This window comes from Microbacterium sp. 20-116, assembly GCF_041079415.1.
Classification (GTDB): Bacteria; Actinomycetota; Actinomycetes; order Actinomycetales; family Microbacteriaceae; genus Microbacterium.
In genome coordinates this window covers 1-14,096 of sequence record NZ_JBFYGP010000004.1, presented here as the reverse complement: position 1 = coordinate 14,096, position 14,096 = coordinate 1, and the positions used below count along the sequence as shown (strand labels likewise).

Below are 14,096 nucleotides of genomic sequence, written 5' to 3'. Positions count from 1 at the left end.
CCAGGTGGCGGCCGTCGAGACGGCAACTCGCTGACGACTCCGCGTCAGCCTGCAACCGGTTTGTCAGCGAGATGCAGTCTCGGCGCGGCCGCCGAGCCGAGCCCCGCCACGCCCGACGACCTCAGCGCACACCCAGATCCGCGGATGCCGCGCCCTCGAGCCGTGTCCCGTCCGGGGCGTAGCGCGAGCCGTCGACGGGGCTGTCCCACGAGCGCTCCGCGTCGTTCCAGGTGAGCGGGGCCGGGGCCACCACCGCGCGCGTCTGTCCCTCGATCGTCGAGACCGCCGCGGTCCGCAGCCCCTGCCGCGACACCACCCCGGCTCCCTCGGCCGGTCGCTTGACCGGTGCGGGCGCCGCCGCGGCGAAGGCGCCCGCTGCCACGCCCACCCGACGTGCGGCTTCGCCGACTCCCCGGCCGAGGTCGGCGGGAACCGTCATGCGCGTGCCGATCGTGCGCATCCACTGCGGCCGGTCGCTGCGCGAGACGCCGCGGATCTCGTCGGTCAACCGCATCGCGGCGGCGGGGGCGTTGGTCAGGCCCCACCCGGCGTATCCGGTGGCGAAGCGGAGGCGTCCGAGGCCCCTCGGCATCCCTCCGACGAAGGGCACGAGGTTGTGCGACTGGTAGTCCTGGCCCGACCAGCGGGCGACCTCCGCGCCCACCGGGAGCGTGCGGCGCGCCCAGGCGGCGAGCCCCTCGGCGAGCGCGACCTCCGAGGGCGCCGAGCCGACCGGATGCCGTGCCCCGGTCACCAGCAGAACGCCGCGCCCGAACGACGACGGTGCCGCCACGATGCTGCGCCCGTCGGCGCCGACCTCGCTCCACATGCCGCCGGGGGCCTCGGCATCCCCCTCCATCTCGAAGGCGATCGCCCACGAACGCAGCGCCCGGGTCTTCAGGTCGTACAGGCCGCGGCGGGCGATGGGCGTACCGGTGGCGAGAACGACGGTGTCGCCGAAGATCGTGCCGTGGTCGGTGTCGGCGCGACCGGCGGGCAGAGCGTGCACGTCGGTCACGCGGACGCCCGTGTGCAGCGTCGCCCCGGCCGCCAGGGCCGCCTCGGCGAGGGAGCGCGAGAGCGCGACGGGGTCGAGGGCGAGCTGGTCGTCGAGGGCCAGGGCACGCACAGCGGTGCGGCCGCCGAGGTCTGCGGGGCCGTCTTCGCGCACGGGGAGTCCCGCTTCGCGCGATGCATCGCGGACCGCGTCGAGAGCGGTGTCGGTGGCGAGACCCCGCCCGAAGGTGAAGGCGGTGCGCCAATCGGCGGCGGCGCCGGCGCGCTCGGCGAGCCACTCCTGCCCCGCGCGGTTCGCGTCGACATACGCCTTCACGAGTCCGGCCGGGTGGTGGGCGCGGAGCGCCGCGAGCGTCGTCCCCTGCAGAAGGGATGCCATACCCACGGATGCCCCGGTCGCGCCCTGCCCCACGTCACCTGCGTCGACCACCGCTACATCGACCCCCGCCTCGGCGAGCATCACGGCGGTCGAGAGGCCGGTGATCCCGGCGCCGACGATGACCACGTCGTGCCGGGTGTCGGGTTCGAACGGCGTCCCGTCGACGGACGTCTGGTCGCGGTGCCACAGGGAGGAGGTCATGCGTTCATCCCATCGCGGGCGCGAGGGTCTCGGTATGCGGTTGCCACCGTCGCCTCGATCATCTACGCGACGCCCGCGTAACCCGACCCCGCGCGCGGGCGGCCCGCGGATAGGCTCGGGGCGTGACCGACAGCGCCGCCCCTTCGAGCCGCACCGCCGTCGTGTCCGCGGCTATCGACCTCTTCGTCGAGCACGGCTACGACCAGACCTCGGTCGAGCAGATCGCGCAGGCGGCGGGGGTGTCGCGGTCGACGTTCTTCCGGCAGTTCGGCGGCAAAGAAGACGTCGTGTTCGCCGACCACGAGGTGCTTCTCGCCGAGACGCGCGCTTATCTCGCCCAGCCGCACGACGATCCGTGGGCGGCCGTGTGCGAGGCGTCGGTGCGCGTGTTCCGGCACTTCGCCGCCGACCCCGAGGTCGCCCGACGCCGCTACGCCATCGTGCGGCAGATCCCGGGCCTTCGCGACCGCGAGATCGTCACGGTGTTCCGCTACGAACGCCTCTTCGACGAGTACCTGCGCGAAGCGCTCCCCGGTATCGACCCCCTGGATGCCGTCGGCTTCGCGGCCTCGGTCACGGCGGTGCACAATCACGTGCTGCGCCGATTGATGCGGGGCGCTCGGGTGCCGGCATCCATTCTCCGTCGCGCTCTCGACGACGTGCTGCGCCGCTACGGCGTGCACCCCGACGGCGATGACGCTGCCGGCGACGACCTGATCGTCGCGGCCTTCCCCCGTCGCATGCCCGCCGCGGAAATCACGCGGCGCCTGCGCGGGGCGCTGGGCGACTGACGCGCGGGCTTCGCGGGGGCCGTCCCTCGCGTGCCCGCCCGCCCGCCCGCCCGCCCCACCCGTTGAGTGTCCAAAACACCCGGACGTTGCGAAAAATCGTCCGGGTGTCGTGGACACTCAACGTCCAATCACGCACCGCCATCGCGGGACTCGACGTCGAACGACGCACCGCCATCGCGGGGCGAGGCCCTGCGTTGGTTGTCCAAAACACCCGGACATTCTGAAAAATCTTCCGGGTGTCGTGGACACTCGACGTCGAAGCGGGCCCGGTCATCGCGGGGCGCGCGACACGGCGCCGCGCGCACCCGGGCGCCCACCCGAGCATCCGCCCGAGCATCCGTCCGAGCGTTCGCCGCGAGTCTCTCCCGGCACGTGACACCCAGTATCAACATGCGCGATACTGGGACCCATGACCATCGATGCCGATGCCCGCGCGCTCCCCGGAGAGTGCGTCGCCCGCTACGACCTGCTGGGCCGCCGCGACACCGACTACTACGCGGTGTTCGCCGACATCCCCGACGCCGACCGCGCGATCTGGGACACCGCCAAGGCTTTCGCCGACGAGGTCGGCACGCGCATGCAGGGCGAATGGGATGCCGCGAGCTACCCGATCGACCTCGTCCGGCGCATGGGCGAGCTCCAGCTGTTCACCGACGGCATCGAGCACGACGAGCTGCCCTACACCTCGCCGCTGGCCGCGGGCCTGGTCAACATGGAGATCTCGCGCCACGACGGCTCGCTCGCCACGGCCCTCGCCGTGCAGGGCGGACTCGCGCTGCGGACGCTCGCGCTCTACGGCTCGCCCGAGCAGCAGCAGCGCTGGCTGAAGCCCCTCGCCGACGGCACCGTGCTCGGCGCCTTCGCCCTGACCGAGCCCGACCACGGCTCCGACTCCGTCTCTCTCGAGACCACCGCCACCCGTACCGACGAGGGCTGGTCGCTCAGCGGAACGAAGAAGTGGATCGGCAACGGCGCCTCCGGCGGCATCACCTTCGTCTGGGCGCGCGTCGAGAACGAGGGCGGCGACGACCACGGCAACGTGCGCTGCTTCCTCGTCGAGCAGGACACCCCGGGCTACACGGGCACCGTCATCACCGGAAAGGTGTCGCTGCGCGGCATCCACCAGGCTCACATCGCGATGGACGAGGTGCGTCTTCCCGCGGATGCCGTGCTCCCCGGCACACACACCTTCAAAGACGCATCGGTGGTTCTGTTCGCCACGCGATCGGGCGTCGCCTGGTCGGCGCTCGGCCACGCGACCGCCTGCTACGAGATCGCCCGGACATATGCCACCGAACGCATGCAGTTCGGCAAGCCCCTCGCCAAGTTCCAGATGGTGCAGGAGCGGCTCGCGCAGATGCTCGACGAGCTCACCGCGATGCAGCTCTACTGCCGCCGCCTGGCCGACCTCGAGTCCAGCGGAGGCCTGCGTCCCACCCAGGCGTCGCTCGCGAAGTACCACAACACCCGGGCGGCCCGCCGGGTCGCCGCGATCGCTCGCGACCTGCTGGGCGGCAACGGCATCCTGCTCGAGAACGGCGTCATGCAGCACATGGCCGACATCGAGGCCATCCACACGTACGAGGGCACCGAGAGCGTCCAGGCCCTCCTGCTCGGCCGCGACATCACCGGAATGAGCGCGTTCGTCTGAGCCCGGATGCCGGCACCCCGGCGCCCGCGCGTCGAGGGGGCTAGGCGGACTCCACCGCCTCCGCTGCGGGAGCCGGGCTCGTGACGGAGCGCGTCGGCAACACCACCGTCACCGTCGTCCCCAGCCCGGGGGCGCTCTCAATCGCGATCTCCCCGCCGTGGGCGTCGACGATCTTCTTCACGATGGACATGCCGACGCCGATTCCCTGGATGGCGTCGTCTCGCACGACCTGAGCCCGATAGAAGCGGTCGAACACGCGCCGTCGGACGTCGGCGGTCATCCCGATCCCGGTATCGGCCACCGAGATCGACAGTTCCTCGTCGCTTCGCCGCCGCGCGCTGACCGTGACAAGTCCCCCGCGCCCGGTGAACTTCGTCGCGTTGCCCACGAGATTTTCGACCACCTGCGCCAAACGGGTCGGATCCGCCTCGATGAGCAGATCGGCGGACACGTCGGTCCGCAACTCGATACCGGCGCGCCCGGCCAACACGGTGAACGGTTCGACCGCACGCCCGATGATCGATGCGACGTCGACCTCCCGGACGTCGAGCTGCACCTGCGAATCGGCGACCGTCAGCAGTTCGCTGACACGATCGAGCAAGGTGTCGGTGTTGCGCAGGATCGTCGCCAGCCACGAGTCGATGCCGAGCCTCTTCGCGTCTTCCCCGAGGACGTCGACGATCTCTTCCGTGTAGCCGATGATCGATGTGAGCGGAGTACGCAGCTCATGCGACACCGTCGTCAAGAACTCCTCGCGCACCTCGATCGCCTCTACCAGCTCGGTCACGTCGTATGCGGCGATCACCGTGCCGAGGAGGGTGCCGTCGTCTCGGTGCACGCGGCGCGACGATGCCATGATGGCGATCTGGCTGCCCGGGCGGCCGAGCCATTCGATGTGATTCGCGATGATCTCGCCCCGCAGGGCACGCGGAATGATCTGGCGCTCGAGCGGGATCCTCGTCTTCCTGTCGGCCATCAATGCGTCGGGTCCTGCATACGGGGGAACGTCGAGACGGAATCCGACGACATCGACCATCTTCGCGGCGGTCGCATTGGCGAGCACGAGCTCGTTTCGCGCGTTGTAGTACGCCACGGCTCCGCTGACGGTGTCGAACACAGAACGCAGGAGCAATTCCGCCTCGTGCGACTGCTCCAAAGCGGTGCGAAGCCTCGCCGTCGCTTCCTCCGACATTCGACGCCGCATTTCGAAGTTCCGCGAACCCAGATGGATCGCGACCGATAACCCGGTCGCGATGAAGGGGAGGGTCAGAACATTCACGAGCGCGAGGAGAGTCGTCACGGGTCGTCCGCCGAGAAGAAAGGGTAGACCGGCGATGACGATGCCGGACACGAGGATCAGCGCGAGTCCGGGCCACCCGAACCGGTACGCGATCCACGCGAAGGGGACGAGGGACAGCAGTCCCACGGACGGCAGGTACGGCAGGAGGGCGGTGCGCACGAACGCGATGCTGACGATGTCGAGCACGGGGATGACGACGATCCACCCCGTGTGCATCCACGTCTGCCGCGGCGAGAGGAACAGGACCGAGGCAACCGCCGCCACCACCAAGCCCAGCCACAACTCCGCCGATCGTTCGAGTTCGGGAACGGCGATGAGCATTGCGACCGAGAGCAGCGTGACCCCGAGCAAGAAGGGCAATTGCAGACGCACGAACAACTGACGAGGAAGAAGGGGCGTCCAAATTGATCGATCGGGCATGCCGCCCCCTTCCGCGCGCCACAGGACGGCGCTGCCTCGTGCGATTTTGCCAGCATCTGGGATGAGGTTCTTTGCGCCGACCATCACGGTACTTTCCGGGCAAGATATCTCATATGGGAGCTTCGGTTGTGGTTGTGGACGACGACGATGACATCGCCGATCTGTTGCTGATGGGTCTCGACCGAGCAGATATCTCAGCCGTTCGGGCGAGCAACGGGGAGGAAGGCGTCGACGCCGTGCTGCGCGAACGGCCGCGCGTCGTTCTTCTCGATTGGATGATGCCCGTCATGGACGGCATCCGAGCGTGCGAGAAGATCCGGGCGACGTGCGGTATCGAGCAGCCCCGCATCCTCATGCTCACCGCCCGCGCGCAGTCGGAAGATCAGTGCCGAGCGCGCGAGTCGGGCGTCGACGCGGTCATCTCGAAACCTTTCCGACCGCGGGCGGTCGTCGCCCAGGTTCGGGAGATCCTCGAGGGTTGACCGAGGACTCCGGCGGAGCCGCGTCGCCGCGCCCTAATCCGCCTCGACACCCGGCGCAAGACACACCGGCCATGTCGGAGGTCCCCACTACCGTGTGAGCATGGGCCCGTTCTCCCGCCACCCCGCGCCGCACGACACCGTCCGTTCCGTCCCCCCGGCGGCACAGACGCCATCGAAGAGCCTGTGGTCCGACGGCTTCGGGCGTCTCGCCATCCGCGCCGTGCAGATCATCATCGTCGTGGTGCTGGTGACCGGGCTCATCTGGGGCATTCGTCAGGTCACGCTGGTGATCATCCCGCTGGTCCTCGCCCTCATCTTCGCGTCGGCTTTCGGGCCGGTCACGATGTGGATGAGGCGAAAGGGCGTGCCCGCCATCTTGGCGACGCTGCTGACGCTGCTCGCGGTCGTCGTCGTTCTCGGAGCGCTCGGCTGGCTGGTGGCGAACGCCGTCATCAATCAGTGGGACTACCTCAGCTCGCAGGCCACGCAGGGCTTCGAGCAGGCGCAGGACTGGTATCACACGCTCCCCTTCGCCATCTCGCCCGACCAGGTGAATCAGGCGCTCCAGGGGGTCCAGAGCTTCGTCACGAGCTCGGAGTTCGGCACCGGCGCCCTCGCCGGGGTCAGCGCTGTCGCATCGTTCGTCACCGGCTTCGTGCTCATGGTCGTCATCCTGTTCTTCTTCCTCAAGGACGGCCCCCGCATGTGGGAGTTCGTGCTGCGCCCCTTCCGCGGCAGCGACTACGAGCGCGCACGCCGGATCGGAGACAAGACCGTCACCGTGCTGGGCTCGTACGTCCGCGGCACGGCCTCCGTCGCCGCCGTCGACGCGATCGGTATCGGCATCGGGCTGGCGATCCTGCAGGTACCCCTCGCCCTCCCCCTGGCGGTTCTTGTCTTCCTTCTCGCTTTCATCCCGATCGTCGGCGCCGTCACCGCCGGCATCTTGGCCGCTCTCGTCGCCCTCGTCACCAACGGGCCGATCGTCGCCCTGATCGTGGTCGGCATCGTGGTGCTGGTCAACCAGCTCGAGGGCAATTTCCTGCAGCCGGTTCTCATGGGTCGCTCGATGAAGCTGCACTCCTTCGTCGTCCTGGTGGTGCTCGCCGGTGGCACCGCGATCGGCGGCATCCTGGGCACGCTCCTGGCCGTCCCGCTGACCGCCGTGGTCTGGGGCGTGATCAGCGTCTGGAACGGCGATGACAAGCCGGCCGAGTGGGCGCGCCGCAAGAAGCGTCGCAACCCCGTTCCGCTCGCCGGGGGCGAGAGCGAGGACTGACGCCGTGGGCTATGACATCCCCGCACCGATGCTGGCGAAGTCGGTGCCCCAGGTGCCCGAGCACGCCAAGGTCGCGGGCGGGTTCAGCTACGAGCCCAAGTGGGACGGCTTCCGCGCGCTGGTGTCGTGGGACGGCACCGACGTCGAGATCGGCAGTCGCGGGGCGAAGCCCCTCACCCGGTACTTCCCCGAGCTGGTCGCGGCGTTCGCCGAGATCCTGCCCGAGCCGTGCCTCATCGACGGAGAGGTTGTGGTCGCCCGCGGCGAGGCCGGCGCGCAACGCCTCGACTGGGAGGCCCTGTCGCAGCGCATCCACCCCGCGGCCTCGCGCGTGGCCCTGCTGTCCGAAGAGACGCCGGCGATGTTCATCGCGTTCGACCTGCTCGCCCGCGGCGACCGCGACCTGCAGAACGAGCCGTTCTCGGAGCGCCGCGCGCAGCTCGAAGACCTGTTGGGCACCGTGCCGCACCCCGTTCACGTCACCCGCACGACCGACGACCCCGACCTCGCGCGCCGGTGGCTCGCCGAGTTCGAGGGCGCGGGCCTCGACGGCGTGATCGCCAAGCCGCTCGCCCAGCCCTACGCCCCGAACAAGCGCACGATGTTCAAGATCAAGCACGCCCGCACGGCAGACGTCGTGGCCCTCGGCTACCGCATCCACAAGTCGGGCGAGGGCGTGGGTTCGCTCCTCGTCGGTCTGTACGACGACGAGGGTCGCCTGCACGGCGTCGGCGGTGTCTCGGCATGGACCGACAAGAAACGTCGCGAGCTCATCGACGAACTCGCCCCGCTCGTCGAGCGAGATGCCGATGGCGCCGCCGTCGTCGGCGAGACCGACCGCTCACGCTTCTCGGCGTCGAAAGACGTGTCGTTCGTCCGGCTGCGCCCCGAGCTCGTGCTCGAGGTGCGTTACGACCAGCTCGAGGGCATGCGCTTCCGCCACACCGTGCAGTTCGACCGCTGGCGTCCCGACCGCGACGCCCGCTCCTGCACGTTCACGCAGCTCGAGACGGTGTCGTCGTACGACCTGGGCGACGTGCTGGACTGAGTCCGGCGACTCCCGCACTGTCGCTCAGTCGGTGGGAGCGGCATCCCTTTCCCGCTCGGCCCGCCGTGCGATCACGACGACCCCCGCAGCCGCAGCGGCGAACATCGCCGCGAGAATGGCCCACCCGCCCGTGCCGAGATCGATCGCCGTGAGCGTCACCACGGCGGGGGCGATCATCGCGCCGACCGCGTATCCGGTGCCGTAGACGCCCTGGTAGCTGCCCATACGCTCCTGCGGGGCGAGGTCGAAGCTGAGGCTCCATCCTGCGGCGCTCGAGGTGATCTCGGCAAGGGAGTGCACGACGGCCGCGGCCAGCAGCACCACGATCACCGCTGCCACCGGGCCCCACCCCTCGCCGCCGATCCAGCCGGCGCCCGCCCAGAGCGCGCACGCCGCGACCATGAGCCACCCTGACCTGCTCATCGCGCGTCCGGCCCCGGCGAAGGTGCCGGTCCCGCGACTCATCCGCACCTGCAGCAGCACCACGACGACCGTGTTGACGAGCAGCAGTGGGCTGACGACCACGTCGGGGGCGATCGTGTGCGCGACGACCCACAGCGGCACACCGATCTCGAACACACCGAACTGGATGCCGAACACTCCCATGAGAGCGGTGAGCCACAGGAACCGCGGGTCCCGATAGGGACTCCGGCCTGCCGCGGCGGGGGCGTCCGGCGCGGGTTCGGCGGTGGAGACGTCGATGCGAGCCGGGTCGAGTCCGGCCACGAGCAGCGCGGACAGCAGGAAGAACGATCCCGAGACGGTCATCGTCACGTGGAAGGCGAACGGCGTGCCGAGGGCGAGCGGGATCGCCGCGACCGCGGTGCCGATCCCGATCCCGACGTTGGTCACGGTCCGCATGGCGGCACGGATGCGCACGCGGTCGTCTCCGCGGAACGCCCGCCCGACCACGGACGAGCGCACGCTCCCACCGCCCTGCTGTGCGAGCAGCACGAGCGAGGCGACGATCACGAGCGAAGCAAGATCCCTCACGAAGAGGTAGCCGATGAGCGCCGCGCCCTGAACGACGTGCAGCACGATCAGCATCATCCGTGCGCTGAAGCGGTCCGAGAGGTGGCCGAAGGCGAGCGAGCTGGCCACGCCCACCGCCCCGGCGATGGTCAAGCCGATACCGACCGTCACGGGCTCGAGTCCCACGATGAGCGTGAGATACAGCGTCGTCAGAGTGAAGAACGCGCCGCGTCCGAGGGTGTCGACCAGCGTGATCGTGAGCAGGCGGCGCAGGGTCTTGTCCGTCTGCACGAGAACTTTCAGGGGGGCGGCGGGGATCGTGCTGGTCACCCCTCCATTGATCCAGTCGGCGGAGAGGCGTTCAATCGATGTAGCGTGGGGCTTCATGATCCGGTACGAGCTGGAGGCCGCCGACATCTCGGCGATCCGTTTCGGTATCTCGCCGCTGTCGGAGCTGGGCCTCGGACTCCGCGCCCTGTCGCAGCCGGAGGGGTACCCGCTGCAGGCTCCGTGGCTCCGCCAGATCGCAGACGTGCGCCCGCTCCTGGATCTCGACGTACTGCTCGCACTGATCAACGACCGCAAGTGGACGGCGGACTTCGTCAACCCGCGGCCCGCCTCCCCTCTTACGTCGTTCGACGACGAACTGGCGGAGCTCGGCCGCATCTCGCGGGCGCGCCTGCACACCGATCTCGAGCGGGTGCACGGGGAGGTGCCGACGGTTTTCCGCGGGCGCCACGATCTCGTCGTCGCTCGTCTGCAGCGAGCGCTCGCGACCACGTGGGACCTCTGCTTCGCGCCGCACTGGGCGCGCATGAGCGCGGTCCTGCGCTCCGACATCGCCTACCGTGGGCGCGTCGCCGCGCAATCCGGCATGGGTACGGTCCTCAACGGCCTGTCGGATGCCGCGCGCTACGACGGACGACACCTCGACGTGCGGTTGTGGAACCCCGAGGTTCGCCGCCGACCGGTCCTCGGCGAAGGCCTCACCCTCGTCCCGTCGATCTTCACCGTCCGGGTGTCCACGCCGATCGACGACGACCTCCCTCCCACGGTGATGTACCCCGCGCGCGGGCAGGGGGCGATGTGGTCCACCAGCGCGCAGCCCGCACCCGACGCCGTCGTCGACCTGCTCGGTCGCACGCGCGCGACACTTCTCGTGGCGCTGGGTGAGCCGGCATCCTCCACCGATCTCGCCCTGCAGCTCGGTGTCTCGACCTCCGCGATCAACCAGCACCTGCGCGTGATGGAACGCGCGGGGCTCTTGAACCGCACGCGATACGGACGCGCCGTGCTCTACTACCGCAGCGCCGCGGGCGACGCGCTGAACCCCTAAGCGTCTGGGGCCTTCGCCCGCGAGGGCTGCACGCGCGGCGGCTCACCCGGCATCTTCGGGAACTCGGGCGGGAAAGGCAGCTCGCCCAGCCCGGCGTCGAGGTCGCGCTGCCACCATTCCAGCAGCGTGTCGATGCGTCCGGGCTTCTCGCTGAACCCCGCCCACGGATCCCCGACCGTGTCCAACCGCTCGGGAATCGAGCGCACGGTGAACGCGAGCGGGTCGAGGCCGTCGAGCTCGTCCCACGACACCGGAGTCGACACGGTCGCGGTGGGCAGAGCCCGGGGCGAGTACGCCCCCGCCATCGTCCGGTCGCGGTTGGCCTGGTTGAAGTCGACGAAGATGCGCTGACCCCGCTCTTCCTTCCACCAGCTCGTGGTCACGGCATCCGGCATCCGTCGCTCCAGTTCGCGCGCGGCGGCGATGACCGCGTGCCGGACGTCGAGGAACTCGTGCGTCGGCTCGATCGGGCAGAACACGTGCAGGCCGCGGTTGCCGCTGGTCTTGATCCAGGCCTCGAGGCCCGCTTCGCGAAGGACCGTACGCAGTTCGTGCGCCGCGCTGACCGCCTCGGCGATACCCGTTCCCGGCTGCGGATCGAGGTCGATACGCAACTCGACGGGGTGGTCGGCGTCGCTCGCGAGAGAGGCCCAGGGGTGGAACACGATCGTGTTCATCTGCGCGGCCCACACCGCCGACGCGATCTCGCCGAGGAAGAGCTGCGGATGCCGGCGCCCGCTGTTGTACGTCACAGTGACGGCCTCGACGAAGTCGGGCGCCCCCTTCGGCGGGTTCTTCGAGAAGAAGGCCTCGCCTCCCACCCCCTCGGGAAAACGCTCGAGCGACACCGGCCGATGCCCGTTCGCCGCGATGAAGGGGTCGGCGACGGCGATGAGGTACTCCGCCAACTCGCGCTTGGTGATCCCCACCTCGGGCCACAGCACGCGATCGGGGTTCGAAATGCCCACCTCCCGATCGCCGTCGGGGCCCGGCACGGTCAGCGTGATGCGGGGGGATGCCATGTCCCGACGCTAGTGCGCGGGCTACGGTCGTGTCTGCCGGGTTGCGCGAGAGGGCGGAAGCCGTGGTACCCCGGAGACGTCTTCGAGCAGAGCGGGCGCCGCCTCGCTGTCCAGCCCGAGTCCTGGCATCCGGCAGCCGTTTACGCTCGGACCATGACCTCCGCAGCCGCCCGGACCGCCCTCGACATCGCCGACTGGCGCCGACGCGTCTTCGCGCTGTACGACGCGGTGCGCGAAGCCGACGACCCCGAAGACGCCCACGAGCTGTGGCGCATCGAGCGCGACGCGCTGTTCGCCGATCATCCGGCCACGCCGTTGCTCCCCGAGCAGCGCGACGGCTTCGTCGGTCTGCCGCTCGCGCCCTACGACGCCGCGTGGCGCTTCGAGGTTCCCCTGCTCGACGCCGACGAGGCCTCGTTCGTGGCCACGACCGGCACCGACGGCGAGGTCGGCTTCGAACGCATCGGTCGTGTCGAACTGCCCGAGACCGGATCCCTCGACGTGTGGCGGCTGACGTCGTACGGCGGCGGGCTGTTCGTGCCGGTTCGGGATGCCGCGGCCGGCCGCCCCGGGGGCACCTACGGCGGCGGGCGTTATCTGCTCGACACCATCAAGGGCGCCGATCTCGGCCGGGGCGCCGCGCCCGACACCCTCGTCATCGACTTCAACTTCGCATACAACCCCTCGTGCGCGTACGACCCGATGTGGGCCTGCCCGCTGGCCCCGGCCGGCAACGTGCTCCCGGTGGCGGTGCCGGTCGGCGAGCTGTACGGGGTCTGACACGAACGACGGCGGGCCGCCCCGAGAGGGAGCGGCCCGCCGTCTTGTCGTCGAGTCAGGCGGTGGGCTCGGAGCCCTCTTCCGCCAGAGCGATCACCGGAGCGAGCTCGTCGCGGTCGATGCGGATCCACGGGCCGGCAGGATCGATCAGGATGCCGGTCAGTGCGGCGTCGCCGGCCAGAGCCTTCGCGAGCTGTGTGCGCTGGATGGGCAGCGGCTGGTCACCGCGGCCGAGGGCGAGAAGTTCGAGCGGGTGCGTGAAGACCTCGAGGAAACGTTCGCCCGTGGCTGACCGCGACTCGGCGACGCCGATCGGACCGCCCTCCTCGGAGCGGTTCACGCCGATCCACAGGGGAGCCTCGGCGACGATCGCGTCGACGATCCTCGACGCGGTGGAGTCATCGCGCGTCTCGCACAGGGCAGTCTTGATGCGCAGTTCGGGGTCGACCTCGGCGACCATGCGCTCGAGGAGAGCCTTGGGCAGCACGGCGCGGTTCGGCTGGGAGGCGGGGTCGAGGATGATGCCTGCGTAGGGACCGGCGAGCACGTGACGCAGCAGCGCCATGACGGGCTGGCCCATCGCAGACGTATCGCGGTCGCCGTCGGCATCGACGCTGGCACGCAGGGCGAGTCCGCCGCTGTAGGCGAGGACGAGCTGCTCGTCACCGTTGTTCGCGACGGCGAGCGGGAGGTCCTTGCCCTCGGCGAGGAGCGCTCGGGCGTCGCCCTTCACGCGGAGGAAGACGTGCCCCTGCAGCAACTGCCGCGCGATGTTGAGCAGCTGAGCGGGCTCGGGCTGCCCGTCGACCTCGGCGAGGGCATTGCCGAGCAGGACGTTGTCGCGAAGGCCCGGCACCGTCTCGGGTGCCTCGGGGGCCTCCATCGCGCCGGGCTGGCGCGCCGAGGGACGAGCTGCCACCGGCGGAGCCGACGACGGCTCGGGAGTGTCGGGGCCGGCGCCCACCCCGCGGAACGACGACATCGAGATGCCCACGGTCGGGGCGGCTTCAGCCGGAACCTCCGCGGCCGGAGCGGCATCGCTCGGGCCCGCGGGATCGACGGGCTGTTCGCCCGGCTCGATCGCGGTGTCGGGCCGGTCGGCCGATACGTCGTCGGAGTCGGACTTCTTGCGGCGCGAGAAGAGAGCCATTGCGCAAGCCTATCCGGGCGGTCCGCGGGCCGGGCCCGGCGGGGTGCCGCGAACGGCGTCCGCGCCCCGGTCGAGGCCGCGACCGCATGGCGTTCCTGCGCGGGACGGCGCCTGCGGGCACCGATAAACACGATCAGCGCCGATAAACGCGAGGAGCACGCGTTTCCGCGCGTGGATCGCGTTTATGCGTGGGACGGACCCGCCGCGCCCGCACCCCCGACCGCGCGCACGTGCTCGCGCTGGCACCCCCACCCGCGCACGCGCACGG

The 14,096-nt window shown here is 70.2% G+C and carries 12 protein-coding genes; 7 read left to right on the top strand and 5 right to left on the bottom strand.

Features of this window, described 5'->3' with window-relative positions; translation table 11 throughout:
* Positions 1–121 precede the first annotated feature (121 nt).
* Positions 122–1,597 (bottom strand): FAD-dependent oxidoreductase, encoded by a 1,476-nt coding sequence (locus tag AB6V29_RS09330; protein WP_369358214.1) that lies wholly within the window; start codon positions 1,595–1,597, stop codon positions 122–124.
* Between the two features lie 122 nt (positions 1,598–1,719).
* Here AB6V29_RS09330 and AB6V29_RS09325 point away from each other — a divergent pair, with 122 nt between their 5' ends.
* Together AB6V29_RS09325 and AB6V29_RS09320 are read left to right on the top strand one after the other, a co-directional pair.
* Positions 1,720–2,388: a TetR/AcrR family transcriptional regulator gene (locus AB6V29_RS09325; protein ID WP_369358212.1), complete on the top strand. Its 669-nt coding sequence runs from the start codon at positions 1,720–1,722 to the stop codon at positions 2,386–2,388.
* A 409-nt stretch (positions 2,389–2,797) separates the two neighbouring features.
* Entirely contained in the window at positions 2,798–4,039 is a 1,242-nt protein-coding gene (locus AB6V29_RS09320; protein ID WP_369358210.1) for an acyl-CoA dehydrogenase family protein, read from the top strand.
* A 40-nt stretch (positions 4,040–4,079) separates the two neighbouring features.
* Here the strand turns inward: AB6V29_RS09320 and AB6V29_RS09315 are convergent, their stop codons facing one another.
* On the bottom strand, positions 4,080–5,759 hold the full coding sequence (locus AB6V29_RS09315) for a sensor histidine kinase (RefSeq protein ID WP_369358208.1): 1,680 nt from the start codon (positions 5,757–5,759) through the stop codon (positions 4,080–4,082).
* Between the two features lie 134 nt (positions 5,760–5,893).
* Here AB6V29_RS09315 and AB6V29_RS09310 point away from each other — a divergent pair, with 134 nt between their 5' ends.
* The 3 genes from AB6V29_RS09310 (at position 5,894) to AB6V29_RS09300 (ending at position 8,568) form a co-directional block, all read left to right on the top strand.
* Positions 5,894–6,241, top strand: coding sequence for a response regulator (locus tag AB6V29_RS09310; protein WP_267786222.1), 348 nt, complete (start codon positions 5,894–5,896; stop codon positions 6,239–6,241).
* A 100-nt stretch (positions 6,242–6,341) separates the two neighbouring features.
* Positions 6,342–7,520, top strand: a complete 1,179-nt coding sequence (locus AB6V29_RS09305; protein ID WP_369358206.1) for an AI-2E family transporter — start codon at positions 6,342–6,344, stop codon at positions 7,518–7,520.
* Between the two features lie 4 nt (positions 7,521–7,524).
* Complete coding sequence (locus tag AB6V29_RS09300) at positions 7,525–8,568, top strand: ATP-dependent DNA ligase (RefSeq protein WP_267786219.1); 1,044 nt, start codon at positions 7,525–7,527, stop codon at positions 8,566–8,568.
* A 24-nt stretch (positions 8,569–8,592) separates the two neighbouring features.
* Here AB6V29_RS09300 and AB6V29_RS09295 read toward each other — a convergent pair whose 3' ends face one another.
* A complete protein-coding gene (locus tag AB6V29_RS09295) occupies positions 8,593–9,870 on the bottom strand; it encodes an MFS transporter (protein WP_369358203.1) in 1,278 nt (425 codons plus the stop codon).
* A gap of 55 nt (positions 9,871–9,925) precedes the next feature.
* Here AB6V29_RS09295 and AB6V29_RS09290 point away from each other — a divergent pair, with 55 nt between their 5' ends.
* Positions 9,926–10,876, top strand: coding sequence for a DUF5937 family protein (locus AB6V29_RS09290; protein WP_369358202.1), 951 nt, complete (start codon positions 9,926–9,928; stop codon positions 10,874–10,876).
* On the opposite strand, the gene ligD is transcribed toward AB6V29_RS09290, so the two are convergent.
* A complete protein-coding gene (gene ligD, locus AB6V29_RS09285) occupies positions 10,873–11,898 on the bottom strand; it encodes a non-homologous end-joining DNA ligase (protein WP_369358201.1) in 1,026 nt (341 codons plus the stop codon). The two genes, AB6V29_RS09290 and ligD, sit on opposite strands and share 4 nt — an antisense overlap.
* A gap of 153 nt (positions 11,899–12,051) precedes the next feature.
* On the opposite strand from ligD, the gene AB6V29_RS09280 reads away from it, so the two are divergent.
* Positions 12,052–12,678 (top strand): DUF1684 domain-containing protein, encoded by a 627-nt coding sequence (locus tag AB6V29_RS09280; protein ID WP_267786214.1) that lies wholly within the window; start codon positions 12,052–12,054, stop codon positions 12,676–12,678.
* Positions 12,679–12,733: 55 nt separating this feature from the next.
* Here the strand turns inward: AB6V29_RS09280 and AB6V29_RS09275 are convergent, their stop codons facing one another.
* The gene (locus tag AB6V29_RS09275; RefSeq protein ID WP_369358199.1) at positions 12,734–13,828 is read right to left on the bottom strand and encodes an SseB family protein; all 1,095 of its coding nucleotides are present in this window, start codon (positions 13,826–13,828) and stop codon (positions 12,734–12,736) included.
* Positions 13,829–14,096: the final 268 nt, after the last annotated feature.

What these genes read in the sequence shown, in the direction of transcription:
- AB6V29_RS09290 (WP_369358202.1), top strand. Translation starts at nt 9,926, where the DNA reads ATGATCCGGTACGAGCTGGAGGCCGCCGACATCTCGGCGATCCGTTTC.
- ligD (WP_369358201.1), bottom strand. Translation starts at nt 11,898, where the DNA reads ATGGCATCCCCCCGCATCACGCTGACCGTGCCGGGCCCCGACGGCGAT.
- AB6V29_RS09330 (WP_369358214.1), bottom strand. Translation starts at nt 1,597, where the DNA reads ATGACCTCCTCCCTGTGGCACCGCGACCAGACGTCCGTCGACGGGACG.
- AB6V29_RS09305 (WP_369358206.1), top strand. Translation starts at nt 6,342, where the DNA reads ATGGGCCCGTTCTCCCGCCACCCCGCGCCGCACGACACCGTCCGTTCC.
- AB6V29_RS09315 (WP_369358208.1), bottom strand. Translation starts at nt 5,759, where the DNA reads ATGCCCGATCGATCAATTTGGACGCCCCTTCTTCCTCGTCAGTTGTTC.
- AB6V29_RS09320 (WP_369358210.1), top strand. Translation starts at nt 2,798, where the DNA reads ATGACCATCGATGCCGATGCCCGCGCGCTCCCCGGAGAGTGCGTCGCC.
- AB6V29_RS09275 (WP_369358199.1), bottom strand. Translation starts at nt 13,828, where the DNA reads ATGGCTCTCTTCTCGCGCCGCAAGAAGTCCGACTCCGACGACGTATCG.
- AB6V29_RS09280 (WP_267786214.1), top strand. Translation starts at nt 12,052, where the DNA reads ATGACCTCCGCAGCCGCCCGGACCGCCCTCGACATCGCCGACTGGCGC.